The 26,903-nt window shown below is 34.5% G+C and carries 13 protein-coding genes; all 13 read right to left on the reverse strand.

The genetic code is table 11. From position 1 onward, the window contains the following. Window positions 1–13 precede the first annotated feature (13 nt). The 13 genes from ICJ84_RS06580 to ICJ84_RS06640 all read right to left on the reverse strand — a co-directional run bounded on the left by ICJ84_RS06580 (window position 14) and on the right by ICJ84_RS06640 (window position 26,553). Complete coding sequence (locus tag ICJ84_RS06580; RefSeq protein ID WP_188215585.1) at window positions 14–3,043, reverse strand: SusC/RagA family TonB-linked outer membrane protein; 3,030 nt, start codon at window positions 3,041–3,043, stop codon at window positions 14–16. Window positions 3,044–3,081: 38 nt separating this feature from the next. Next, a complete protein-coding gene (locus ICJ84_RS06585) occupies window positions 3,082–4,971 on the reverse strand; it encodes a RagB/SusD family nutrient uptake outer membrane protein (RefSeq protein WP_188215586.1) in 1,890 nt (629 codons plus the stop codon). Between the two features lie 12 nt (window positions 4,972–4,983). Continuing rightward, a complete protein-coding gene (locus ICJ84_RS06590) occupies window positions 4,984–8,172 on the reverse strand; it encodes a SusC/RagA family TonB-linked outer membrane protein (RefSeq protein ID WP_188215587.1) in 3,189 nt (1,062 codons plus the stop codon). A 548-nt stretch (window positions 8,173–8,720) separates the two neighbouring features. Beyond that, window positions 8,721–9,740, reverse strand: a complete 1,020-nt coding sequence (locus ICJ84_RS06595; RefSeq protein ID WP_188215588.1) for a glycoside hydrolase family 43 protein — start codon at window positions 9,738–9,740, stop codon at window positions 8,721–8,723. A 14-nt stretch (window positions 9,741–9,754) separates the two neighbouring features. Next, entirely contained in the window at window positions 9,755–11,218 is a 1,464-nt protein-coding gene (locus ICJ84_RS06600; protein WP_188215589.1) for an MFS transporter, read from the reverse strand. Window positions 11,219–11,241: 23 nt separating this feature from the next. Continuing rightward, on the reverse strand, window positions 11,242–12,354 hold the full coding sequence (locus tag ICJ84_RS06605) for an endo-1,4-beta-xylanase (protein ID WP_188215590.1): 1,113 nt from the start codon (window positions 12,352–12,354) through the stop codon (window positions 11,242–11,244). A gap of 7 nt (window positions 12,355–12,361) precedes the next feature. Then, on the reverse strand, window positions 12,362–15,196 hold the full coding sequence (locus tag ICJ84_RS06610; protein WP_188215591.1) for a glycosyl hydrolase 115 family protein: 2,835 nt from the start codon (window positions 15,194–15,196) through the stop codon (window positions 12,362–12,364). 113 nt (window positions 15,197–15,309) lie between these two features. Next, window positions 15,310–17,472 carry an alpha-glucuronidase family glycosyl hydrolase gene (locus ICJ84_RS06615; RefSeq protein ID WP_188215592.1) on the reverse strand — a complete coding sequence of 721 codons (2,163 nt, stop codon included), beginning with the start codon at window positions 17,470–17,472 and terminating at the stop codon, window positions 15,310–15,312. A gap of 374 nt (window positions 17,473–17,846) precedes the next feature. Continuing rightward, a complete protein-coding gene (locus tag ICJ84_RS06620) occupies window positions 17,847–18,881 on the reverse strand; it encodes a LacI family DNA-binding transcriptional regulator (RefSeq protein ID WP_188215593.1) in 1,035 nt (344 codons plus the stop codon). Window positions 18,882–19,095: 214 nt separating this feature from the next. Beyond that, window positions 19,096–19,932 carry a sialate O-acetylesterase gene (locus ICJ84_RS06625; RefSeq protein ID WP_188215594.1) on the reverse strand — a complete coding sequence of 279 codons (837 nt, stop codon included), beginning with the start codon at window positions 19,930–19,932 and terminating at the stop codon, window positions 19,096–19,098. 171 nt (window positions 19,933–20,103) lie between these two features. After that, the gene (locus ICJ84_RS06630; protein WP_206688690.1) at window positions 20,104–21,807 is read right to left on the reverse strand and encodes a glycoside hydrolase family 43 protein; all 1,704 of its coding nucleotides are present in this window, start codon (window positions 21,805–21,807) and stop codon (window positions 20,104–20,106) included. A 504-nt stretch (window positions 21,808–22,311) separates the two neighbouring features. Then, window positions 22,312–24,273 carry a sialate O-acetylesterase gene (locus ICJ84_RS06635; RefSeq protein ID WP_188215596.1) on the reverse strand — a complete coding sequence of 654 codons (1,962 nt, stop codon included), beginning with the start codon at window positions 24,271–24,273 and terminating at the stop codon, window positions 22,312–22,314. A gap of 9 nt (window positions 24,274–24,282) precedes the next feature. After that, on the reverse strand, window positions 24,283–26,553 hold the full coding sequence (locus ICJ84_RS06640) for a glycoside hydrolase family 3 C-terminal domain-containing protein (RefSeq protein WP_241748714.1): 2,271 nt from the start codon (window positions 26,551–26,553) through the stop codon (window positions 24,283–24,285). Window positions 26,554–26,903 lie beyond the last annotated feature (350 nt).

The following is a 26,903-nucleotide window of genomic DNA, read 5'->3' on the forward strand; positions in this document are numbered from 1 at the left end:
TTAATGCTTTAATTTAAAATAATGCCTTAATACCTAAATTATAAAATCTGGTTTGAGGAGCACTTCCTACGTTTAATTCCATAATATCTCTATGGCGTGAGAACGTTACTAGATTGGCTCCACTTGCATACACGCCTAGTTCACGTATAAAAGAGGTTTCAAACATTTTCTTTGGAAAATTATAAGATACCTGAACTTTAGCTAAATCGATACGATCGGTTTTATACATCCAGAAATCAGACGATCTAAAATTGTTATTGCTCACTCCTGTGGTTAATCTTGGATAAGTGGCAGTAGCTGCTGTTTCTTCAGTCCAGCTATTTCTAACAACTTCTGAATATTTATCTTCAGCATCTACCCAGAAGTAAGAGTTGTTCTTCATAGCATATGCTCCGGTTTGTCCGGTAGCCAAAGCAAAGAATGTTAAGTTTTTCCATTTGGCTGTTAAATTAATTCCGAAGGTAAATGGTGATCCACTCCATCCTGCTTTTCCTAAAAACACTTCATCCTGTGCATTTATAATACCATCACCATTTTGATCTTTATATTTTATATCTCCAGGCTGAACTTGTCCAAAACTTTGAGCCGGTGAGTTTGCTATATCTGAAGCATCTTGAAAGAATCCATCATTTTGAAGTCCCCAAATAGCATCTAAAGGTTTATCTTGTCTGAATTGATAATCGTCTTCAAACATTTCTGCTCTTTTAGTCGCTTTAGTATCATAGTATAAACCAGCGACCCCTAAAGTCCAATCCATCGATCCTATCTTTTTATTAAATTTTAAATCGAAATCAAAACCTACACGTTTATCATCGTTATAATTTACATAAGGAATAAATGACGAATTTGGCCAACCTGTAGTAAAGTAGTTTGGATATAAAACTGAGGCCTGAATAACATTCCCTTCCATTTTATTTATAAAGAATGAACCTTTAAAATTAATTGACTTTTTGAATAAAGAAGCATCTAATCCTACATTGAATTCTTTCTTTTTAATAAATGTAAGATCTAAATTTTCTCCTCTTCTTGAATCTGTTGTTCTGGTTAAAGCACCATCTCTCCAACTAAACCAGGCCCCATCTGTTTGAGAATATATACTCTCATATAAATAGTAACCATTAACATCAAGATCTGTATGCAAAATACCTCCTGAAACAGATAGTTTTAAATCATCAAATACTGAACTATCCTTCATAAAATTTTCTTCACTTAATCGCCAAGCCATAGACAATGTTGGCGACGTAGCCGTACGTTCTCCTTCAGCAAACCTAGCCGAGTGTACAACAGCTTCTTTAAAATCGAAATATAACTTATCTTTATAATTATAACCCACCTGTAATGCTAAGTTAGCATTGCTAATTCGATGATAAACCTCGGATTGAGATTGTTGAAATCCAGTAGCTATCAGCATTGCTGACAATTTGCTTTCATTATTGAATGTCTTGTTATAGTCAAACTGGCCAGAAAAGGTTACCGTTTGATTGTAGGCACTATTACTAATATTTTGAATTCCTGATTTAGAATCTTCACCATATTTAGTAAGACTAGTTATTTGATCGAAGCCGGCATAGGTATTCCAACTTGGCTCATATACTGCATAATTATTATTATACGACTGATTATAAGAAGTCTCATAATCTACTGCAAAAATGGCTTTAAACTCCAGACCTTCTAAAATACTTTTTAAATCTGCATTAACCCCTGTATTAAACTGAAACTGTCTGTTTGTATAGGTGTTATAACCTCCTGCATAAATAGCTGCAAAAGGATTTGTTTGATCTAATTGAGTTCCTCCCAATAAAAACTTCCCATCAATAACATAGTTACTATTATTTACATAAGTTTCTGAAGCAATATCTCCCTGCTCAATCAAGTCAATTGGTAATAAAGGAGTAAATCTATAAGGTCTTAAGGTTGCTGCACTTCCCCAATAATTTGTATTAACTCCTCTTCCGTTGTAATAAATGGCATTAACACCAACATTAGCAGAAATAATCTCATTAATTCTTAAATCTATATTTCCTCTTACATTAAAACGCTCTGTTTTATTCTTTTTACCTTCTCCGAAATCTAACAAATCATTAGTGTGTTCAAAATTTACGGCTGTGTAATATTTTGCTATTTCATTACCTCCTGTAATTTCTAAATTCGCATCATATCTAGTAAAATAGTCCTTTATATAATCTGAAGAGAAATAATCAACATCAGCATACCTGTAAGGACTGTTGCCTGATGCATAATTGTACATGGTCTCGTAACTATATAAATCATCTAAACCATCATTTTGTCGTGCCTGATTGTAATAATACATATATTCGGCAGATCCCAGATACTTAGGATATCTTTTAGGTGTAAACATTCCTCCGTCTACACGAACTTTAATTTCCTGTTTTTGTACCTGTCCTTTTTTGGTTGTAATGTAAATGACACCTTTAGCCGCTCGACTTCCATAAAGTGCAACAGCAGAAGCCCCTTTAAGAAAAGTAACTTGATCGATTTCTATAGGTAATACTGTACCTGCATTCCTAGGAACACCATCAACAAGAACTAAAGCGCCTCCATTTCCCCAAATACTTCCGTTATAACCTCCCACAAAGGCTCTTAGACCATCTAAACTATAGGTTGTATAGTTTTGCTCTACCAATTCAGGCATATTAACATAGGAAATACCTCCCAATAAATCTTTACTTTTTACCTTACGAAATGCTACCTGAACCTCGTCTTCACTTTGGTCAACCTCCAAATTAATTTTTATAACTTCTTGAGAAGTTGTCATTATGGTTTGAGTTTTGTAGCCTAGAGCTGAAACGAGTATGTTTGAATTCTCTTCAACTTCTATTGAAAAATTCCCTTCTATGTCGGTAGAAGTTCCTATACCAGCATCTTGCAAACTTATTAAGCTTGCTCCAAAAAGCGGACGACCGTCTTGTCCTGTAACTATTCCTTGCAGATTGGTTTTCTGTAAGCTTTGAGCAAACAATCTAGGCGAACAGAAAGCCATAAGTACAAAACATAATACTATTTTTAGTTGTATATATCTCATTTTTAGTTTGTATTATAATTTTAACATTAAGGAATTAACTACCAACCTGGATTCTGAGGGAATTCCAAATACATATTCACATCCGCATTTTTAAGAGGTAACCAATAGTGTTTTTCACTAAAATTGCGTTCAAGAATCACTTCCTCTCTAATGTTAAGGACTCTATTATTCGTTGGATCTTCGGTATCAAAACTTCCTGCTCTGTCAAACTCGATAGATTTTTTCAAAGTATAAGGCTTTTCTATTAGTAATAACCATCGACGAAGATCATTAAACCTATGTCTTTCAAAAGCCAATTCTACTGCTCTTTCTCGTCTTAATTCTTCCATAAATGTGTCTACTGAAGTTAAGAACTTGGCAGCTACATGCCCTACGCCTGCTCGATCGCGAACTACATTAACAGCATCAACTGCTGTTTTTCCATAATTAGCAGAACTTCCATTGGCACCTCCATAAGCGACTGCCGCAGCTTCGGCGTACATTAAGTAAACATCTGACAAACGCATCCAAGGCACATGGATATTCAAATTATACCCCCAATCATATCCTAAATCATATTTATTAGCATTAATAGGAATAAACTTGTATAATAAATATCCTGTTCTACTTCCTGTACTAATATTTCTATAACTTCCTCCCGAAAACAGGTTTGCATATCTATCCTGAACTACCTCTGCAGGCATTGATCCTTGCACACACTTTACACCATCATAAACAATGTCATTATAAAAACGGGGATCACGATCTCTCCAAGGATATTCAGGATTATAACCAGACTCCGCATCAGGCATTGTTATATCTTCTATTGGCAATCCATTAGCCATTCCGTAATTATCAACATAGTTTGCTGTCGGGAGAAACTTAACATCTCCATCTGCTATTACCGGAGCAGGTTGATACTGTTTAGCTGTACCCCAACTAGAACCGTGAGCCCCCCAATAAGGCCCTCTAAAAATAGCTTCTGTGCCACCTGGAATTTGCCAGTTTTGACCTGTAGTATAAAAATTATCACTGTATTTTTCAAAAGGTAATAATGCGTATTTTGATTGCCCTCCTTCTGTAATACTTAACAACTCTCCAAAAGCATCAGCAGCTCTTTTACAAAAATCTGTATTATAGGTTGTACTTCCTGTAGATTCTTTATTCATCAGAGGACTTCCTGCCCATAAGTAATTTTTTCCCAAATATCCTAAAGCCATAACCTTATTGATACGTAAACCATTTTTACCTAAAGTATTTTTTCCAGGTGCTGTATCGTCCCAGTCTATTGGTAATAAATTGGCCGCTTCTCTTAAATCTTTACCAATTTTCTCTGCACATTCATGATAACTTAACCTTGGATTAGTTAACACCTGATCACTAGGTAATACTTCATCGATATAAGGTAAACCTCCAAAATATTGAATGAACTGAAAATGAAACCACGCTCTGAAAAACAATAATTGTCCTTTTACCAAATCTTTTTCTTCTTGGGTTCCTTCAATCATTTTATCAATATTGGCTAAACCAATATTGGCCTTTCTTATTCCATACCAACCATTCTTCCATAAATCCTTAGCAAAACGATCATTGCTTCTATTGGCATTTGACGCATTCATCCAGCCAGCACCCCAACCATCATGTTCATCCTGCCATCCCCAAAAGTCTCCGTTATCTATTTTCACTCCAAAATGAAAATCTCTTGCTGTGGATTGTATTTCATCTTCTCCCCAATTCCATGAATTGGTCCAATATCTGTTGGTGAAATCAGGAATACATTGGTATAATTCCTCTGTAAAACCTTGAAAGTTTATGAAATTTTTAAACGCTTCTTCCTCTGAAATGTTAGTTTCTTCTGATTTATCAAGGTAATCTTCACATGACACAGCATACATTGAAAGGCTCAATATTAAACTGTATCTTAAAATTTTATTGATATAAGTTTTCATTATACTTCGCATTTAAAATGTTACATTAATTCCTAAATTGAAACGCTTTGCTGTTGGATAAGCTCCTTGAGATGCCCAACCTGTACCAGCAAAATTAGATTCGCGATCATCAGGCATTTTTGACCATAAATACAGGTTATTTCCGTTCAAATAGAACTTGATATCTTTTACTCCTATTGACTTTGCTAATCCTGTATCGCTATTAAACGTATAGGCTATTTCTGCATTTTTTAGTCTCGTATACGATCCGTCATAAAAGAAACGATTGGCTGTATTATACCCTGCCGGAGTTGAAAGCCATCTAGGTATTGGAACTGCTCCGTTAAAATTATCTTTAGACCAGTAACTATCCACCTCATAAACCACGTGATTTTGAGAGGTTAAACTGTTTAATACCACTTGTCTTGACACATTGTTAACACCGTAAAACTGAACAAATCCGCTAAAGCCTTTCCAATTGAATCCTAATGTGGCATTAAATGTGTTCTGAGGGTTTCCAGAGAAGCCATATGGTATATTATCGTAAGTATCTATAATACCATCAGCATTAAAATCTAAAAGGTTATAATTCCCTGGTAGTTTTTGATCATCATTAGTATTATGAATAGTACTGGCATAAACTTCATCCCAGGTATTATAATACCCGTGTGACACATACGAATAAGCCTGTCCTATTTGTTTTCCTTCTTGCTTCTGATATTCCGGTAATAAACTAGGATCGTCTGCAAAGAGCACCTTGTCTTTTGAGTGAGTGAAATTAATATTAGACCATAAAGTCAATCCATTTTGAAACCTATGATTTAAATTAATTTCTATTTCGTAACCTTTATTTTCAACTTTACCTAGATTGGCTACTGGAGCTTGCGTTCCATAATAGCTTGGTATAGCTCTACGATCTCCCGAAATTAAAATATCACTTCTTCTGTCTTTAAAATAATCTACCTTTCCACTTACAAGTCCGTCAAAAAATCCAAAATCTAATCCAAAGTTTGTTTTTTGTACTACTTCCCAGTGCACGTCAGGGTTCCCAACTGCATTTTCGGTATACCAAGTATAAGGACTTGACTCAGCGGTTTCTCCTGTAACACCAAGCGTAGAATTTCCACCATAGCCCCATTGTGTTAAATACAAGAAACGCCCCCAAATATTATCATCTCCTATTTCTCCATAATTAGCTCTTAACTTAAATAAGTCTACAAAATTTAAAGACTCCATGAATTTCTCATTAGATATCACCCATCCAATTCCTCCTGAGGAGAAGAAGGCAAAACGGTTCTCTTTACTAAATTTTTCCGAACCATTATAAGCACCATTATATTCTAATAAGTATTTATTGGCATAACCATAAGTCGCACGAAAGGCCCAATCTTCACGATAATTAGGTATTTGACTACCGGTGGCATATTCATTTCTATTAAAAAGTCCCATTGCCGTTATAGCGTGCTTATCTATATTAACATTATAGTTTAATTGCATTTGATAGAAAAGTCGTCTGTACGAAGCCCAGTCCTGCACATTTCCACCGGTCGCAGACCATTTAACCCCTTCTTGAAAATCAAATCTGTTGTTAGAATCAAAAGTCTGTTTATAAGTCGCTAAACCTGTTACCGGATCAATCCATTTTTGTAGAATATCATTATACAAATCGTTCACTCCACGATCACCTTCTGAAAACGTATTATCTAAAGCTATGGTTCCTTTAAAATTTAACCCTTTTAAGATCATGTTTAAATCTTGATCCAAGGTAAAATCTGTCGTTAGCTTTGTTGTTGTTCTATATTGAATTCCGCTTATAGCTAAATTTCTAACGGAATTTGAAGCTTTTCCTTCGTTAGGAGCATAATACCCCCATGAACCATCAGAATATCTAGGTAAAAATACATCTGCCGCTGTTGAATATGCAGCATCCCACATAGTGTATTCTGATCCACTAGCTCCCCATGGATTTTTCATTACACCATGAGAACCCGATAAATTCACTCTAAATTTGGTTGTAGGCGTAATCGTAAAGTCTAAATTAGATCGCACATTTAAACGATTAAATCCATAACCAGGATCATAGCCACGACCGTTATCGTAGTCCTTAAACAAATCTCCTTCCCGAAGAAAATCTGCACCGGCAAAATAAGCTACCTTCTCAGTTCCTCCGCTTACATTCAGACTGGCATTGTAAGACATGGTGAAGTCTTTAAATAAAATATCTGCCCAATCTACGTTTGGATAACGCTCAGCTTCTTCTAAATTAGCCGGATTTCGGTATTTATCTATGATGCCCAAAGGCAAATAATCATTCCAAGCTTCTGGTTTTAATGATAGTTCATTCTCGATAGCATCATTTTTTACTAACAAAGCATCATAGGCATCGTACTTACCGGGAAGTTGAGATGGTACTTTCATGGTTGAATTCACCCTTGCTCTAATTAAAGCTTTACCTACACGTCCTCGCTTGGTGGTTATCAGTATTACCCCATTAGCTCCTCTAACCCCGTAAACCGCTGTGGCTGATGCATCTTTTAATACAGAAATTGATTCTACAGAACTAATTTCAACACTATTCATTGAACGTTCTACTCCGTCTACTAATATAAGCGGAGAGGTATTATTCCATGTACTTCGGCCACGAATAAATATTTGCGGATCTTCCTCTCCTGGCATACCTGTACTGGCCGTTGTTATAACCCCAGGAGTATTACCGGTTAAAGCGGCTCCAATATTGGAAACTCCACCCGCACGTTCTAAAGTCTCTCCAGAGACTTCTGCTATAGCGGCAATTACACTAACTTTTTTTTGCTTTCCGTACCCTACAACCACAACTTCTTCTAAAGCAGTTTGGTCGGCCACTAAATTGATATCAATTTCTTTTTTATCTCCTACTTTCATTTCTATGGTTTTATATCCCATAAAACTGAAAACGAGAATGGATTCTTCAGAAGGAACATCAATACTATATTCCCCGTCAAAGTCAGTAACAGCCCCAATTTTCGCGCCCTTGACCAAGACATTAACACCCGGTATAGGAATATTGTCTTCTGCTGAAACCACGGTTCCTTTAATGGTTATTCCCTGTGAAGGAAGATCAATCTCATCAAAACCAGTTGGTACTATACTGGCGTATGATGGCATCGATAATAAAGACTGAAATAAAACACCTAATACCACACATATATACTGTCGTGGAATTTTTAATAATTGTATTTTCATGTTATTATTTTGACATTATTAATTTTTTTTTGATTTAGAACTTTATCTAGATACATCTTCTGTTTTAGTGCTTAATAAATACTAAATATAGCCTCATTAAATCAAGTCTATACACTCAATGAAATGACCAAACGGTGAATAAAAAGTAAAATAGATTTATCATCAGAGTTAATTCTGATAATATTGAATGACTATAATAAAAATATACAGAAAAAAAACTAGCTAGCTCAATAGACCTTGTTTTACAATCAACAATTACACAATGTAATGTTTCCTGTTTAACTTAGCGCTAACCAGTAAAAGTGTTTTTAAAAAGTTTTGTTCTCATAAGTTTAATTGAATTAGTTGGTTTAATTGGTTTTATTTATTAGATGATACTAAGAGTAATTAAAAAGGTGTAACACAAACAAATATATGAAAGAAGAACCTTAATAACAACCGATTGCGAAATTATTTTACAAAAAAAACAATCGGTTGTTTTTTTAATTGAAAAAATGGGATTACTTATTAGTTTTGTGACTCTAAAAATGTTCCCGGATTCTTTCAAATTACTTCCCATAAGGACTTAGAGTTTGTATCAAACCGTTCTCGTCATGAATAATCTCATTAACTTTTATAGATCTCAAATGGGTCACCCCGTTTGATAAACTTGAGTCATGATAAAACAGGTACCACTTCCCTTCTACTTGACAAATTGAGTGATGGGAGGTCCAACCGATTACAGGCTCTAATATTCTTCCCTTATAGGTAAAAGGCCCATAAGGACTATCTCCAATGGCATAACAAATAAAGTGCGTATCACCAGTTGAATATGAAAAGTAATACTTATTGTTATACTTGTGAACCCATGAAGCTTCAAAAAATCTTCTATCGTTGTCTCCTTCCAATAAAGGGCTTCCGCTTTCATCTAAAATAAGAATCTCTTTTGGTGTCTCACAAAATTCCAACATATCATCTGTCATTTTTGCAACAATAGGTCCTAAAGCAGGTTCTTCCTTTTTGGGTAAGTCATTATTACAGCTATAAATATTATCCCGATAATTTTGAAGTTGACCTCCCCAAATTCCTCCAAAATACAAATAGTAACTACCATCCTCATCTTCAAATATGGCAGGATCGATACTATAACTACCATTTATTGGTTTAGGTTGTGGTATAAATGGGCCAATTGGAGAATGCCCTACAGCAACACCTATTTGGAAAATATCTTCCTTATTTTTTGCTGGAAAAAACAAGTAATATTTACCATCTTTATGCGCTGCATCGGGTGCCCACATTTGTTTTTTAGCCCACGGCACATCATTGACATGCAACGCTAGTCCATTATCTACGGCTTCACTTTCTATGGAATCCATGGAAATTACATGATAATCTTCCATTCCAAAATGGTCTCCATTATCGTTAAATGGAATTCCTGCATCGATATCATGAGATGGATAAATATAAATTTTATCGTTAAATACATGCGCCGATGGATCTGCCGTATAAATGTGCGATACCAAAGGTTTGGAAATCGCCTTTTCTATCAATTGATTTAAATCAATTTGTTCAATACTCTTTTCTGGCATTATACTTTATTTTATTATTTATTATCTGTTCTTCTTTCCTTTAATTCGGTTTCTATCTCAACTTCCATTTTCTTATTAATTTCATAAAACATCAATAACGCTACACATAAAAAGAATGGAATGGAAGGATAAATACTTACTAGTAATTTAGTTCCTTCTATAGCTGTTTCTGGCTGACTTATAAAGTCTGCTGCCAATGTGTTTTCTTTAGTTACATAACCATAGACACCTAAAAAATAAGTTACCAAAGCACTACCTATACTTAAGCCCCCTTTTAGACCTACCATCATTGCTGAAAAAATAATGGCGGTTGCTCTGCGATTATTTTTCCACTCTGAATAATCAGCTACGTCGGCTATCATAGCCCATAGGAGAGGTATGGTTAATCCATAAAAGAACCCGTGACAAACTTGAGCGGTAAAAATTAAAACGACAGAGGTTGGTGAAAAGAAATAGAAAATTAATATGAATAGCGTCGAAATGAATAGAGCTATTTTAAAAACGTCGCGTTTTCCATATTTATCGGCAAATTTTTTAGATAATGATATTCCCAAAATCATAAAAATAATCCCTCCAGCATTGAATAATCCAAAGCCGGCTGAAACCGGATTTTCACCGAAAAAATTTATCCCTATTCCAGACAAACTTTCAAGCAACGGCTGAATAAATTCAGTAAGCGCTTCCTTATCTATATAATTCTCAAAATAATAAACATAAGAACCACCTTTCATAGCCAAGGTAATAAACACCAATGTGGTTACAACTAAAATAATCACCCATGGCTTATTTTTAAAAAGATCACCTAAATCTTCAATTAAACTAGATTTTTGTTCTGGTTTAGGAATAATGCGTTCTCTAGTAGTTAAAAATGTAATTAATAACATAACGGTTCCTATAACTGCTAACCAGGTCATTACAATTTCAATCCCTAAAGCCTTATCTCCTCCTCCGGCTGTTTCTATTATGGGTAACATAAATACCTGAACAAAAAACTGAGCAAACATTACCGCAACGAATCTATAGGCAGATAAACTATTTCTATCTCCCATATCACCCGTTATTACGCCACTTAAAGCGGAATATGGTAAATTATTTGCGGCATACAATAACAATAATAATGTATAGGTTACTGCAGCATAAATTACTTTTCCTTTATATTCAAAATCAGGCGTAGTAAATGCTAATAAAGCAACTACCCCTAAAGGAATACTTGTCCATAAAATCCATGGTCTAAATTTCCCCCATCGTGAGGTTGTTCGATCGGCAATTGCTCCTATTATTGGGTTAAATCCAAAAGCAGCAATTAAACCAACCGTTAACATAATTGCTGAAGCATGGTTTGCTTCAAGCCCATAGATATCGGTGTAGAAATAAGCTAAATATGTCAGTATGGTTTGAAAAACAAGATTTGCTGCTAAATCTCCTAAACTATATCCTATCTTCTCTTTAACAGATAAGGTTTGTGTGGTATTATTCATGTTTGTTTAGTTGGTTGTATAAATTATTTCTTTAAAGCCAGAATACTATCGTAGGCGGCTTTAGGCTTTAATTCTCGATCAAAAAGTAATGGATAATTCGTTCTGCCTCGCACAGGAAAATCGTTAAGCCATGATTCTTTATCGCTAGTTCCCCAAAAAGTAACTCGACTTATTTTGTCTTGATGCTTTAAGAATACTTTAAAAATATCGCTATAACGTTTAGCCAATTTCACCTGCATAGAATCAGGTAACGCTTCTGGGTATGGGTTTAATTTTTTATTATTTTCAAAATTTTGGCTGATTTCTGCTCCAACCAAATTCCATGGATTTGGCAATACACTCACATCTAACTCTGTAATAGCCACTTTAACACCTAAATTTGCGTAATCTAAAATACTTTCTTCTATTTCTTCAATAGAAGGACTATCTATATGCCAGTGCCCCTGCATTCCTACGCCATCAATTTTAATTCCTTTGCTTTGAATATCCTTTACTAATTTTACTGCTCCAGCTCTTTTAGCTTTATTGGTTAGGTTATAATCATTGTAATATAAATCTGTATTTGGATCTGTTTCTGCCGCCCATTTAAAAGCCATAGCTAAATATTCACTACCTATAGTCTTATAAAAAGCCGAGTTTCTCAAAGTTCCATCTTCATTTAAAGCTTCGTTAACAACATCCCAAGAATTTATTCTTCCCTTGTATTTTTCAACAATAGTTTTTATATGACTTTCCATGGCTTGAGCCATTTCTGTACTGTCTGAAATACTTCTCATCCAAGGCGCCAGCTGGCTGTGCCAAATAAGTGTATGCCCATGAATAAACATGTTATTTTTTTCCCCAAATTCAACGTATTTATCAGACATATCAAACTGATACACATCCTTTTCAGGATGCATAAACATGGATTTCATAATATTTTCTGCTGTAATACTGCTAAATTCCTTTCCTATTAGTGCGCTACGCAAAGAATCTGTTTGTAAAATATCATCCCTATTCAATGCAGTCCCTACATGAAAACTGTTCTTATATGCATCTCGAAGACCTGTTTCTTGCGCTTTATGGTTATTTGAAGTTTTACAACTAATTCCCATTAAAAGGGTCGTTGCGATTAAAGTTGATTTTAAAATTTTCATATATTTTTTAATTTGCTTTATAACTTTCCGGAGGACCTAAGTAGGTTTCTTTTAAATAACTGTGTTGTGTTTCTATAATAATTTTTTGAAGTACTAACCCCTCGTCTATTCTATAATAATTTAATGTATGGTTACCAATAGACTCTACATTTAACTCCGTTGTAATAACCTTAATGCTGTTGGATACATTTTCATGCCAATGTGCAGGAACCTTTCCATTGTAATTAAATATAGTCGCATCGGCATCATAATTTACAACCTCTGGCTTATCATTATCAAAACCTAATGCGAAAAGCATACCTTCTCTTATTGAATAATTTATAGTTGGTGAAAACAACGTATGTACCTTTACATTTCCTTTGCTTTTTAGATAAACGTCATAGGTAAGCTTTGGAGAACTTTCGCTAAGTGGTAATCTTCCATATTTTACCGGCAAAGAAATAACGGAAGAAGCTTCTCTACCTAAATTATCGACAACTTCCCATGTAAAAGCTTTAGGCTCAAATTTACTTGAATAGTTTTCTGCGTTAATTGATATATAACCGTCGCTCTCTACAAAACCTCTTGCTTGTGATAAATTTGGATTTGAAAATTCAACGTAAATAGGAATTTCCAGGTTTTCAGCTTTGATAACAAATGACGACCTGTTGATGCCCTCGGGAATTTTACTCCAATTTATTTGTACTTGAATACGCTCTTGTTTATCAACTGTTCCAGTTGTTTTTGATAGAGTAATCCACTCTGATTCTGAAGTAATTTTATAATTAAATACCTTTTTACCTCTGTTAAAAATGTCTACGAAATGTGATGTATTCTCGTATGAGATAAAAATCGGTAAAACAGCTTCCTCTTTTGCTTTTGGCCACCATTTTGTTGAGCCTTCTACCGAAACACCTATCGACAATTTTTTTTCAGGTATAACACTTTCGGTTTTAGGCATGATATTTTCCTTTGGGTCACTCCAACTGGTATAGCCTATATGTGTTTGTGACATCATATCGACCCATTTACCATTAGCAATATCTGTGTGATAAAAATGAGTTAGTTCTGCATCTTTATCGAATAATTCCTGAACCTTGTTGGCATAATCGTTTGCTATTACCCTGCCTTGTGATGCATATAAACGATTTTTAGCCACACTTGTATAAAGTTCATTCAAATTAGCACTTGCCTTTACCGGATAAAGTACTAGTTGATAAAAAGCATCTTTATATTCTGGTTTTAGTTTTTCATTAATCTCTTCCGCATGAGCTACTAATTTGTTGTAATCTTCAACAATTTTATCGGCTTCATTAAAGAACATTAAACTGTAGGTTGATGAATCGATAAGCTCTGGCTTTATTCTGGCATTATATTTCGTATATAACTTCAAAATGCCGGCTATTTCGTTAGTAAATTGCCCATCAAACGTAGCTTCTGCCCAATCTGTATAAAATTCATGTAAATTTTCGGGATTCCATTGTTCAGGATTCCAAGCATATTCTAAGAAAAAATCTGTTGGAAACTCCACAGGTTTTATATCTCCAACGTTTACTATCCATAATTCTTTTACATCATGCTGATAGGCTAGATTCATTTGTTCCCAAACACGTTCTATTTGATTCGTATTTATCCACTTATAACTTCTTGGACCTCCAACATAATCAAAATGATAATAAATACCATAACCGCCTTTTCTTGGTTTTGCATTTAATTCCGGTAATTTCCTTAAGTTCCCCCAGTTGTCATCACATAATAATAGCGTTACATCATCTGGGACCTTCATACCTTGATCGTAATATTCCTGCACCTCCTTGTATAAAGCCCATACTTGCGGTGTTTTATCGGCAGACTTACCTGTGACCTCTTCGATAATATCACGTTGAGTAGTTACAATATTCTCCAATAATTCTATGGCTGTGCCTTCCGTCATGGGTTCATCGCCATCACCTCTCATTCCAATAGTTATTAAAGACTCCCTATTCTTTACTCGTTCCATTCCCCCTTTCCAGAAATCTTTTAACTGGTCTGGGTTGGTATTAAAATTCCAGGCTTTACCTCCAAAACTCTGCCATTCTTTATGAGCCCTGGCTAAAGGCTCATGATGTGATGTTCCCATAACAACACCATATTCGTCTGCTAATACACCATTCAAGGGATCATCAGCATAAAAAGAACTCCCCCACATGGCTGGCCACAGGTAATTTCCTTTTAGTCTTAATATTAATTCGAAAACTTTATCATAGAACTGATGATTAAATCCTCCAAAGGTTTTAGAAGCCCAGCCGCCTAAGGCAGGCCATTCATCATTAATAAAAATACCCCGATACTTTACTTTAGGCTCTCCTAAAGTATGTTGTCCCGGAAGCACATGAAGTTCCGATTGTTTTTTTACCGGCACATCTGCCCAATAATACCACGGAGAAACCCCTATTTGTTTTGAAAGATCGTAAATCCCATAAATGGTTCCACGTTTATCAGAGCCTGCGATTACTAAAGCCTTTTTGACTCCCTTTACAGGATTATCTATAACCTGAGTTATAAACTTTTCTCTGGCGCCTGATAGTTGCGCTTTGTCAATTTTACCGGCTTCTACCAACTCATCAATAATAGTGCTATTCCCTAAAGTTCCTATTATTAAAAGAATGTCGGTATTATCATAATTTGTACTTAAGATATTAGGCTTTAAACTTGTTACCTTAAATATATCGTTTTGAAGATGCCCAACAACTTTTAAAACGCCTTTAAATTCGTTTGAACTGACAACTAGAGAAGCTACCCTTCCTGAGGATGCTAATGGGAAAGTACCCTTTGATGCTTTTGAAACAACATACTTAGTATTACTAAAAGCATTAAAACTCATGACACAAAAAAGTAATACAGTAACATTTAAAATTTTTCTTTTAAACACTACTCCAAAGCTTATTAATCTTTGATGGATTTCTTTTTTATTTAGTTTCACTGATAGTTATTTTTTTAGTTTCCAGGTGCAAAAGGAAAGGTCATGTTTTTAAATTCTTCTAAAGATTTTGTAGATTTTTCAACCCCTTGAGGTAATTGTTTTTTTGAAAATTGCTGAAAATATAACAGACAAGCATCTCTCCACCATTTTGCCTCTTTAAGCTGAATGTTCAATAACATTTCAACTTCTTTAAATCTCTGTTGATCAATCTTACCTTCAAGCGATTTCCAGTAATCAACCATCTGTTTTACCTGATTTACACCCTCCTGATACTTAAGAGCCAATCCATCCCAAAGCGTTACTCCACTTTTTAACTTATACTCCCAAGACAAATGATGAAACCATAGAAGATATTCCTCAGGACAAGAATTCAAATTACTGAACTCTTTACTTACTTCTTTTGCATATTGATCTGTTGCCCCACTCCCCTTTTCTGTTCGATCAAAACCAATACCATTGGCATCAGCTTTATGATAATATACTGGATTCCATTCTGGTCGTGAAAGATTCGCAACCCAAGGGCCTGGTCCATAATGGTGTCCGGTCGCCATAATATGATGCAAACCAAAAGGTGTCATATAATTCACAACAGCTTCATGCGACATTAACAATATATCTTCGATTGTTTTAACAACAGCGATATCATTAGAAAACGTCATTCTAATCCATTCATTCGCTATATTTTCTGCTTTTAAATCAGGATTCCAGGCCAATCTACCGTAACCATACCAATTAGCCTGCAACATGACATTTCCGGTCCAGTTTATATCTGTTCCAACATTACTTACTCCAGCTATACCTGTTAGTTTTTGATTATTTAGTGAGCCATCTATCACTTTAGCAACCGTAGACCCCTTGCCCTCTCTATAAGTATCGGTTTTTAAAACTTCTTCATAAAATTTTGGTAAAAAAACAGTATGCGTACTCTGCCCGAGATATTCCTGAGTGATTTGAAACTCCATCATTAAAGGTGTTTTTGGCATGGCACCAAACATGGGATGAAATGGTTCTCTAGGTTGGAAATCTATAGCTCCATTTTTCACCTGAATAAGTACGTTGTCTTTGAACTTGCCATCAAAAGGCACAAACTCTGAATACGCTTGTTTAGCCCGATCTGTAGTATCATGTTCTGAATACACAAACGCTCGCCACATAACTATACCACCAAAAGGATTAAGAGCTTCTGCCAGCATATTAGCGCCATCAACATGATTACGTCCATAATTTTGAGGACCAGGTTGTCCTTCTGAATTTGCTTTAACTAAAAATCCTCCAAAATCAGGTATAAATTGGTAAACCTCTTTCACTTTTTGCTTCCACCATGAAATAACATCTTCATCCAACGGATCGGATGTTTTTAAACCGCCTATTTCCATGGGGGCCGAAAAACGCGCCGTTAAATAAACTTTTATCCCATAAGGTCTAAATACTTTTGCTAAAGCAGCCACCTTTTCTAAATATTGAGGCGTTAATATATTAGCATTGGCATTAACATTGTTTAATACGGTACCATTGATCCCTACAGAGGCATTAGCTCTTGCATAATCAGTATACCGAAAATCTAAATAATCTGGTAAACGATGCCAATCCCAAATGGAAAAGCCGGAATAGCCTCTTTCTACGGTTCGATCTAAATTATCCCAATGATTTAAAACTCTTTTTTGAATTTTAGGAGCATCGATAATATTTAAATTGTTTAACGATTGATGGCTTTGTAACAGTTTTAAAAATCTAAAAGTACCATACAATACAGCAACCTCTGTTTTGCCAGTAATAATGATTTGCGAAACATTATTTATTATAACAGATTTTATAATAAATCCTTCTTCATTAATTTTGTTGAAATCAGATTTGAACTCCCGTTTTAAACCATCACTTAAAGTACTGTAAGTTGCAAGCATTAATCCACTTTCGTTATTAATCTTTTCGGAGTTTACTAAAGCTGAAACATCAGACAAACCTAACATACCTGAAAGACCTATATTCAATTCATCAAGGGCTACATTAATCGTTTCATTATCATTCAAATAAACAATCTGATTTAATTTTTCAATATAGGCCTGCCTTACATTAACATCTTCAATTTGAACATATTGTAACCATAAATTATATCCGTTATCAGCCTCGCTTATAGCAAAAGTTAACATTAACAAAATCAGGCTAATTTTTCTAAACATAAATTTCATTGTTAGGTCTTATCGTTACTTAGAATACATTTCCATTTAAAATGAATCTTTTCATCCTAAAATGTATTATTGGTAAAATTTCATAAGAATAATTACGAAGATAGTAAATTATTTATAATTTGCAACCGGTTGTGTAAAAAGAGTTGTAAAATCAGTAAATACACGACGTAAAAAAAACAAAGACACAACACAAGCCTATTGAATTACAACAGATTAGAAGTCATGGTTGTTTATTAGAAAACTTAAAACGTTAATCTAAAATAGACCTTAGTAGTCAATAACACTCAAATATTAAAACTAAAATTATGCTCTGAGGCGCACAGTTAAACTATATTAAAAATACAATACTTTAAGTGTTTAAATACTTAAATTCTTTTTGAAGATTCACGTACCAGAACTTCAGTATTTAAAAAGGTAATTTGTTTAACAATTTGATCTTTCTTTCTTGATTGTTTCAAATTCTTAAGAATGATCTCAGCTGAAGTTTGCCCCATTTTAGAAGCTGGATGAGTTATTGTTGATAAATTAGGATCTATTATGTAAGATATTGGATCATTATTAAATCCTATTACAGCCAGTTCTTCAGGTACTTTAATTCCCATTCTTTTTGCACATTGAATTGCACTTACCCCTAGAATATCACCGGGAGCAAATATACCGTCAGGTCGACTCTTTAAGCTTAATAATTTCTCACTTGCTTTTGCTGCATCATCATAGGTAACGGAGTTTATCTTAACACATAGATTTTCATCAAATGGAATATTATGCTCCTCCAATGCGGCGAGATAGCCTTTCTTTCTTTCATGATAAATACTAAACTCTGATCCAGCCGTTATATGCGCAATTCGTTTACAACCTTGGTCTATCAAATGTTTTGTAGCTTTATAACCCGCACTAAAATTATCAATAATTACATGAAAAGTTTCAAAACTTTGTGGTACCCTATCAACAAAAACCAAAGGTGTATTGTTTTCAATAAAAACATTAAAATGAGAGGTGTCTTTTGTTCCCATAGCTAAAGAACATATAACCCCACTTACCCGATTATCGTAAAGGGATTGAGTTAAATTAACTTCCTCCTCATAAGAATCATGAGATTGCATAATAATTACTGTATAACCAGCCTTCTGGGCTGCTATTTCAATGCCACTAATAAGCGAAGAAAGGAAAGGCTGGGTTACTGTAGGAAGTAAAACACCTATAGTTCTCATTTTATTTCCACGTAAACTAGCCGCTAAATTATTAGGTCTATAGCCCATTTCAGCAGCAGTTTTTTTGATCATTTCAATAGTCTTTTTACTAATGGTATGATGATCCTTTAAGCCTCGGGAAATTGTAGAAGTTGCCAAATTTAACTTCTTGGCTATATCGTAGATAGTAACCTCGCTATTTTCTTTCATCTAAAATTTGTTAGAAAAGTCAAATATAAGTTTTTTTAACAATTTCAAGGCTATAATCTAAGTTCAAGGTGCAAAATACCATAGACGCATCATCCTTTCCAACGTGTATTAAAACCATCCATACCAACAATCGATTGTTTTAGGCCTAAAATTAAAGCTATTACAACAATAGAATCTAATTAAATAAAGGGCATTACTTCCAAATGCTAAATTCTTAATTCTTTAAAATTTCGAGCATTTTTAACGCATAGCGCTTACCTAATTCTCTATACCCAGCAGCATCAAAATGCAGATTATCTTCCCCATCTGTACATCCAGCAGATGATATTATATAAGCATTAGGAATGGTTTCTGGCAATGTTGCTATAATTTTATTCATACTGGCACATACGCCATCCGTATCGGCATTTACCGTTTCTCCTGCCAGTAATGGCACATCATCAGGATTTAAGTTTAGATCTTTCATTAAATTATTGTGAACGACCTTTACCTTTTCAGGCCATAGTGTATCACCTGTGTTTGACTCTCCCTGATGCATTAAAATACCTTTAATCACACCTTTCTCTTGAGCTATTTTAGCCATTTCCACTAATCTTCCATAAGGATTACCTTCATAAGCTTTTACTGTATTCTTCAACCAATCTGGAGCTGTAGAAACATAGGCTTCATAATTATCTTTATCGAATAGTTCAATTTTACAGCCGCCTACCGCAACATTAATAACTCCTATTTTAACATTATCTGGTAATTCTTCTACAAGCGTTCTACCAAAATAATCTACTGGTGTCAATCCTGTATTACAGCGGCATAAAGGAGGTTTAGCTATATACCATTGCCCCTTTTCTCTTTTAATTTCTGGACAGTCTACAGCTGCTAATACCATAAATCTGTCGCTTAAATTAAGAGTATCCTGAACTTCAATCTTAGCCGCGCCTTCCATGTTTGATTGCCCGAAACTCAAATAAATATGAAAATTAGGGTCTTGGGCCGACATAACCTGGCCCACCAAAAAAAGAACAAATAAATAAGTAAGTTTAAAAAATGTCTTCATGAATATGTCGTTTTTAGTCAGACTAAATAATAGCCTTTGTTTAATTGGAGTTGGTTGTAATCGTTTTTATCTTCAAATGTGAATTTTAAAATGTTACTTGGTCACAAAGAAATAATAACTTATTGAAAAAGGTTGTCTAATCGAATAAACAACCTTTTTTAAACTAAATAATTATTCAGGATAAGCATCATTAGTTGAAGTTGCATATAACCCGAGTAGACAACCTGTAAATCCACCTGCGACATCTGTAGAAAGAATATCTCCTGACACTGTACCTCCCAGATTTATAAAATCTTCTTCTTTTAAGGAATAACTAAACTGATAGTCATCGCCATTTGCTTCAATTTTTAATTTTACAGAAGATTTTAAATCTATCTTAGTACTTGCTATCACTTTAGATGAAGCATTACTTGTTCTGTCCATTTTTTCATTTCGTTGTAATACAATATAGAAATCATTATCTTTTTTTGTTACGCCAAACACATAATTAGAATTTTCATTTTGTAGAGCAACAACACCCGCCAAATCCTTTTCTGATTTCGGTTTATACTCCATCACTGTTTCAAATGAAAAACTATTGTGCTGCTGTCTTAAAAATAAAGTTGATGTTGGTTTAACTTCTTTAATGTTCGTATTGAAAGGCTCTATTTCTAATCCTTTTTTAGTTATGGATGCAAAATGTTCTCTCGGGCCTCTTAATCCGATCCATCGGTTATTTAATTTTTCGGAAGTGAAATCGTCTGAAAATGTAAAGTTTCCATTAGGAAAAAATCCATTCTTCCCAGTCATATTTTCAACGCCTTCTGGCATTTTCAATTTAGGTTCTAATGGCACCAATCCGTTCTCAAAAACAGGGAACTCTCCTGACCAATCTACAGGTAAAATAAATGTTTCACGACCAGTATTTACGCGATGCTTTTCATTTGGTCTAACCGCTAAAAACACACCATAGTATTTTCCATTTGGCCCTTCAACTAAATCGGCATGTCCTGCCCAGTCTACTTTATTTTTTCTGTCTCTCCCAAAATATCTCTGGGTAAGTATTGGATTATTAGGAGCAGGAATAAATGGCCCCTTTGGGTTATCACTTTTAAAAATAACCTCACTATGCCAACCTCCAGTACCGCCTTCTGCACACATTAAATAATAACTACCGTCTTTCTTGTATAAATGAGGGGCTTCAATCCAAATAGGTTTTTTATTAATATCTGTACCTCCATCTACTATTATCTTATCAGAACCCGGAATAACTGCATCATTCTCTAAATCGTATTCCCATATCTTAATCACGCGATGTCCGTTGTAGAGTTCTTTTCCCGGATCTGGCGCATCATTATGAACAATATATCCTTTTCCATTATCATCAAAGAAAATAGATGGGTCAATACCTCCAAAATCTAATTTTATTGGGCTACCCCATCCCTTTTTAGGATCTTTAGTTTTAACAATAATATTTCCCAATCCGTTAGAAAATGCTGTTACAATCATATAGAATGTATCATTATGAGGATTGTAAGTTATCCCAGGAGCATAAACTCCTGCACTAATTCCTGTGTCATGAGGATTAAATTCAGAAACGTTATTTAACACCCCGCCTAAATCCGTCCAATTCACAAGATCTTTTGAATGGAAAATAGGCACACCTGGAAACATAGCAAATGAAGAGCAAACCATATAGTAATCATCTCCTTTTCTGGTTATGGCAGGGTCTGGATAACACCCCTGTAGAATAGGTGTATAAAACTCATCTGATTTTAATACATAATCTTTATAAACCTGATCATTTCCCTGATATTTAAAATTTGAGAATATCGGTGAGTTTTTTGGTGGTTTTACCGGAAGATCCTCATTATGTTTATGGGTAAAAGATAGCATTGTAAGTACACCTAAAGATAACAGTACCGTTTGTCGTTTTCTAAACAGTTTGAATTTACTTTTTTTCATTATTTCATTATAGTTTATCTTAATATTTAAATTTTAGTTTTCTACAAATTTCTTTAAGACACGACATGCTTTTTACGTCTCGTTTAGTTAGATTTTAACAATTTAATCTGTTCAAATCGTTTGAATACATATGTTATTACTAATAAAAAGGCTACCTCAAACGCTGTAGCCTTTTCTTTAAAAACTAAACTAATTAACAATATGTTTGTCCTGATTTCTCCTAAAACATGCTGATGTCTTGAAATATTAACTCTAAACACCTGTTCTATTTTATCTCAATCATATCATATATTAACAAATATATAAATAAAGAGCTAATTAAACAACCGGTTGCTTAATTATTGAGTAATTATGGAATAATCTTACTAAAGCTTAGCAATTTACTTATTCTATTGAACTAAAACCTAATTTACTTCAAACGCTTTATCAGTTCTTCTATTCAATTCGAAATGGTGATGCAGGTAAACCTTCCTTATTAAATAAATTGGGGTTATCTGGGTTATCCGCCCAAGCATATCTTACGAATTTGGGATTGTCTATTTGATCACTCCAAACAATAACTTTATCGCCATCTATTTTTGCATTCGCCCAAACAAACTTTTTGTCTTCTCCTGCAATTGCAAATTCACCTAATGGCTCTCCATCATTTGTTGTTAAACCACTTCCTGTATGACTAAATGAAATGACCACCTTGCTCTTTTTAATTTCATAACTTTCCAATAAAGGCCCTGAGTACACAATATCTTCATTGTAGGCTACTTTTAGTGCTGCAAGAGCCATTCTCTCCCCTACATCCTTTTTATTGTCTGGGTGAATATCATTCCACTCGCCTAATTCAATATTAACAGTCATTGCTGTATTAGGGATGGAAAGCGACTCTAATTGTGACTCTCTTAAAACCGCCCAATTACTTTCTGTCGGAACATAAGAGACATCCATAAAGTTTGGCAGTTGGGCATAAATAAATGGAATGCTTGCATTATTAAAAACCTCTCTTAACCCTGAAACTAAAGCCTTCATATAATCCTTATAATCTCCTGGATTTCCCGTATTGCTTTCTCCTTGATACCACAGAATTCCCTTTACAGGATATTGTTTGAAAGGAGCTATCATACCGTTAAAAAGTGAAGTTGGTTCGTTTTGTGGATTTATTCTCCTCAATTTTGGTCCTTCTGAATTATTAATTGAATAAGCAGAATAATCAAAAGATTTAAAAACCTGTCCTACTTTATACTCCCAATATCCTTTTAAATCTACCGTATCCTTTTCTGAAAATATGTAATATGGTTTATCTGGAACAAAACCTCCTTTGCCGGAATGATTTGTGACACGAACAACAAAAGTATTTTTACCTGCCTTTAATACATTTTCAGGCACCATGTATCGCCTTTGTGGATATTGATAGGTTTTACCGCCAACTTTAACTCCGTTAATATAAAGCTCATCAGCATCCACTATTCTTCCGAGAAATACACGCGCTTTTTTTCCAATCATGGATTCTGGTATTTCAACATCCCTTCTGTACCATACTACACCATTTAAATCCTTTACTCCTTGATCTTCCCAATATCCTGGAATGTTTATTCGTCTCCAGTTTTTCGGTTTAAAATTAACAGCATACCAAGGAATTTCACCTGTTAAACCTTTATCTTCAGTACTAGAAAAATCTCTATCAAAATCTGGTTGATTACGTTTTGAGGCATTTACAAATGTTGTGTCTTTATTTTCCGCGATAATATTTAGAATTTCAGGGAAATCTTTATAACCTTCTTCAGGGATCCAGGCTTCAATTGGGGTTCCCCCAACACTGGCATTAATTAAACCTATGGGGATTTGATATTTATCATAAATCTTTTTCGCAAAAAAATAAGCTACTGCCGAAAAATCACGTACTTCGTCACCTACTGCTTTCTGCCAACTTCCTCCTATAAAATCGTCTTTAGGGCCTGTAATACTAGTGGTTGTAGGTATTTTATAATGACGTATTTCTGAATCATTGGCAGTTTCAATTTCCTTTTCATAAAGAACATCGTGAATGTCTAATTGATGTACCATATTCGATTGCCCTGAACACAACCAAACATCCCCAACTAAAATATCTTTAACCTGCAAAGTATCATTACCTTTAATAACCATGGTATAGGGTCCTCCTGATTTCATTTTAGGTAATTCTAAGCTCCATTTACCAGCTTCTGTAGTTTTAGCTTTATACTTTTTTCCATTAAACTCAACAGAAATGCGCTCATTAGGACTAGACCACCCCCACACCGGTACTTTTACATCCCGCTGTAAAACCATGCCATCACTAATTAGTTTAGGGAGCCTAATTTGTGCTAATAGCGTTGAGGAAATTAAACCTATAAGTAATGTAGATAAGGTGAATTTTAAATTGTTCATTATTTTCTTTTAGTGTACCGAAATTTCTAATTCTGACATTTTTGAAGCTCCAAGCTCAACACTTCGTTTCATTGGACTGGAACCTCCTATATAAATTTTAAATTTACCAGGTTCAATTGTTCTACTGCCATCTTCCTTTACAATTTCAAAATCTTTAGGAGATAATTCAAATTTAACACTTTGAGATGCTCCTGGCTCTAAAGTAATTCTTTTAGTATTTATTAATTGAAAATAAGGAACAGCCACAGACGCTTCTAGGTCTGAAATATACATTTGAACCACTTCATCAGATTTCACTTCGCCTGAATTAGTAAGCGTCACTTCCACATTCAACTTCTCATTACTACTTATGTTCATTTTACTCGCTTTTATCTCACTGTAAGTAAAATGAGTATAACTCAATCCAAAACCGAACGGAAACATAGGTTCTGAATTCATGTATCTATAGGTCCTTCCTTTCATAGAATAATCTTCATATGGAGGTAATTGATTTAAGGATTCTGGAAAAGTGATTGGCAATCTCCCTGAGGGTGATACGTTTCCAAAAATCACATCTGCAACAGCGGTTCCTCCTTCTTCTCCCGGGTACCATACAAATAAAACAGCATCTGCCAACTCATAAACCTCTTTTAAGTTTACTGGACTTCCTCCTGTTATAATGGCTACAATTGGCTTTTTGTCCTCTGGATTCTTATCTGCTGTTTCTCTTAGATCTTTTAAATATTCTATTTGATTCTCTGGTAAATTATAATCTAGTCTGTCTCCTGCTGTAGATGAATCTATCGAATCACCTTCCTCTCCCTCTAAAGTACTTGTTAATCCCAAAACAGCAATGGTTACATCACTATTTGCGGCATTTCCTGTAGCATAATTTATTGGGTTTAAAGATTTTTTATTTAGCATAGCACCTAAACGATATTGGAGCTGACTAGCCGGATGAATTGCTGCACTAATACCCTCCATTATAGTCACTAAATTAGAATTAACCCCATAATAATTACCTAATAAAGCTTCTATACTTGTAGCATTGGGTCCGGTTATAAAATACTTAGACAAGTTATTTTTTAATGGTAATATGCCATTATTTTTTAGAAGAACAATACTTTTCTGTGCCGCTTCTTTGGCCAGATTTCTGTGAGCCTCACTATTCACCACATTCATTGAAATATCATCATAAGGACTACTTCCTTTAGGGTCAAACATTCCTAATTTAAAACGTGTTCTTAATAAAATAGACAATTGCTCATCAAGTTCCTTTTCCGTAATTAACCCTTGCTGTATGGCTTCAGGTAAAGCCTCATAGGAATCCCCACAATTAAGACTCACACCACTCTTTACTGCCAAAGCCGCAGCTTCCGCCATAGTAGAACTTGCACCATGACCGCCTTGTCCTTTAGGTGTAAAAAAATCAACAATAGCCCAACAATCACTCAACACATGACCCTTAAACCCCCATGAGTCTCTCAATACTTCTGTTATTAAATAATTATTGGCACAACAAGGCTCTCCATTTGTACTATTGTAAGCACACATAACAGCCTCGACATTTGCATCGACTAAAACTTTAAATGCCGGTAGATACGTTTCCCATAAATCTTTCTGGCTTACTTCAGCATTAAATTCATGTCTTACCTGTTCAGGTCCACTATGAACCGCAAAATGTTTCGCACAAGCAGCTGTTTTTAAATAATCAGGATGATCTCCCTGTAAACCATTTACAAATGAAGCTCCTAAAGCAGACGTTAAATACGGATCTTCTCCATAGGTCTCTTGACCTCTACCCCATCTCGGATCTCGAAAAATATTAATATTTGGTGTCCAAAATGTCAAACCGTTATAGCGATTATAATTTCCTTTTTCACTGGTAGCATTGTACAACGCCCGAGCTTCATCTGAAATAGCAGATGATACTCTGTAAACCAAGTCTTTGTCAAAAGTAGCCCCAAGACCAATCGCCTGAGGATAAACAGTTGCTGCCGAAGCCCGACCAACACCGTGAAGCGCTTCATTCCAATAATCATATGGAGGAATACTCAAACGTTCAATTGCAGATGTTCCATTCATCATCTGATCTACTTTCTCTTCTAAAGTTAATCTAGAAATTAAATCATCTATTCTTTTGTCTAAGGTCAAGGATGGATCTTGGAACGGAAATTCATAAGTTTTCGTTGAGCTTGATTTATCATCATTACCTACTTTATTCTCTGACCGGTTTGTACAACGTAACATCAAGAACATAAAGATTACCGCAACAAACACTTTAATTAATAATCTACTCATATCTAGTACTTTGTTTTTAAATACTGAAACTGATTTAATATATAACAGCATTATTATTTTAACATAATTAAGCGTATAAATTTATACACAATCGGTTGCAAATTATAACTTTTTTATTATCTTCGCAATAACTAACACTAAATTTTATGAAATAATCACTCTAACAAGAAGTAAATAACCTTAAGAAGTCGCTATTCTTTAGTAGAATCTATCCAGAATTAAAAAATGAAATATTGTTTAACACTAAAAAAACTTAAAAGCTATTTATAATTTCAAAATAAAAAGCGAAACAAAACATTAAGCTTGAGAGAGTATATTGAAAAATACAAATTACTGATTTAAACTATATT

The sequence above is a fragment of the Aestuariibaculum suncheonense genome (assembly GCF_014596935.1).
Classification (GTDB): domain Bacteria; phylum Bacteroidota; class Bacteroidia; order Flavobacteriales; family Flavobacteriaceae; genus Aestuariibaculum; species Aestuariibaculum suncheonense.

Excerpts from the sequence above, each read along its gene's own strand:
- ICJ84_RS06580 (WP_188215585.1), bottom strand. The coding sequence starts at position 3,043 with ATGAGATATATACAACTAAAAATAGTATTATGTTTTGTACTTATGGCT.
- ICJ84_RS06585 (WP_188215586.1), bottom strand. The coding sequence starts at position 4,971 with ATGAAAACTTATATCAATAAAATTTTAAGATACAGTTTAATATTGAGC.
- ICJ84_RS06590 (WP_188215587.1), bottom strand. The coding sequence starts at position 8,172 with ATGAAAATACAATTATTAAAAATTCCACGACAGTATATATGTGTGGTA.
- ICJ84_RS06595 (WP_188215588.1), bottom strand. The coding sequence starts at position 9,740 with ATGCCAGAAAAGAGTATTGAACAAATTGATTTAAATCAATTGATAGAA.
- ICJ84_RS06600 (WP_188215589.1), bottom strand. The coding sequence starts at position 11,218 with ATGAATAATACCACACAAACCTTATCTGTTAAAGAGAAGATAGGATAT.
- ICJ84_RS06605 (WP_188215590.1), bottom strand. The coding sequence starts at position 12,354 with ATGAAAATTTTAAAATCAACTTTAATCGCAACGACCCTTTTAATGGGA.
- ICJ84_RS06610 (WP_188215591.1), bottom strand. The coding sequence starts at position 15,196 with ATGAGTTTTAATGCTTTTAGTAATACTAAGTATGTTGTTTCAAAAGCA.
- ICJ84_RS06615 (WP_188215592.1), bottom strand. The coding sequence starts at position 17,472 with ATGTTTAGAAAAATTAGCCTGATTTTGTTAATGTTAACTTTTGCTATA.
- ICJ84_RS06620 (WP_188215593.1), bottom strand. The coding sequence starts at position 18,881 with ATGAAAGAAAATAGCGAGGTTACTATCTACGATATAGCCAAGAAGTTA.
- ICJ84_RS06625 (WP_188215594.1), bottom strand. The coding sequence starts at position 19,932 with ATGAAGACATTTTTTAAACTTACTTATTTATTTGTTCTTTTTTTGGTG.
- ICJ84_RS06630 (WP_206688690.1), bottom strand. The coding sequence starts at position 21,807 with ATGCTATCTTTTACCCATAAACATAATGAGGATCTTCCGGTAAAACCA.
- ICJ84_RS06635 (WP_188215596.1), bottom strand. The coding sequence starts at position 24,273 with ATGAACAATTTAAAATTCACCTTATCTACATTACTTATAGGTTTAATT.
- ICJ84_RS06640 (WP_241748714.1), bottom strand. The coding sequence starts at position 26,553 with ATGAGTAGATTATTAATTAAAGTGTTTGTTGCGGTAATCTTTATGTTC.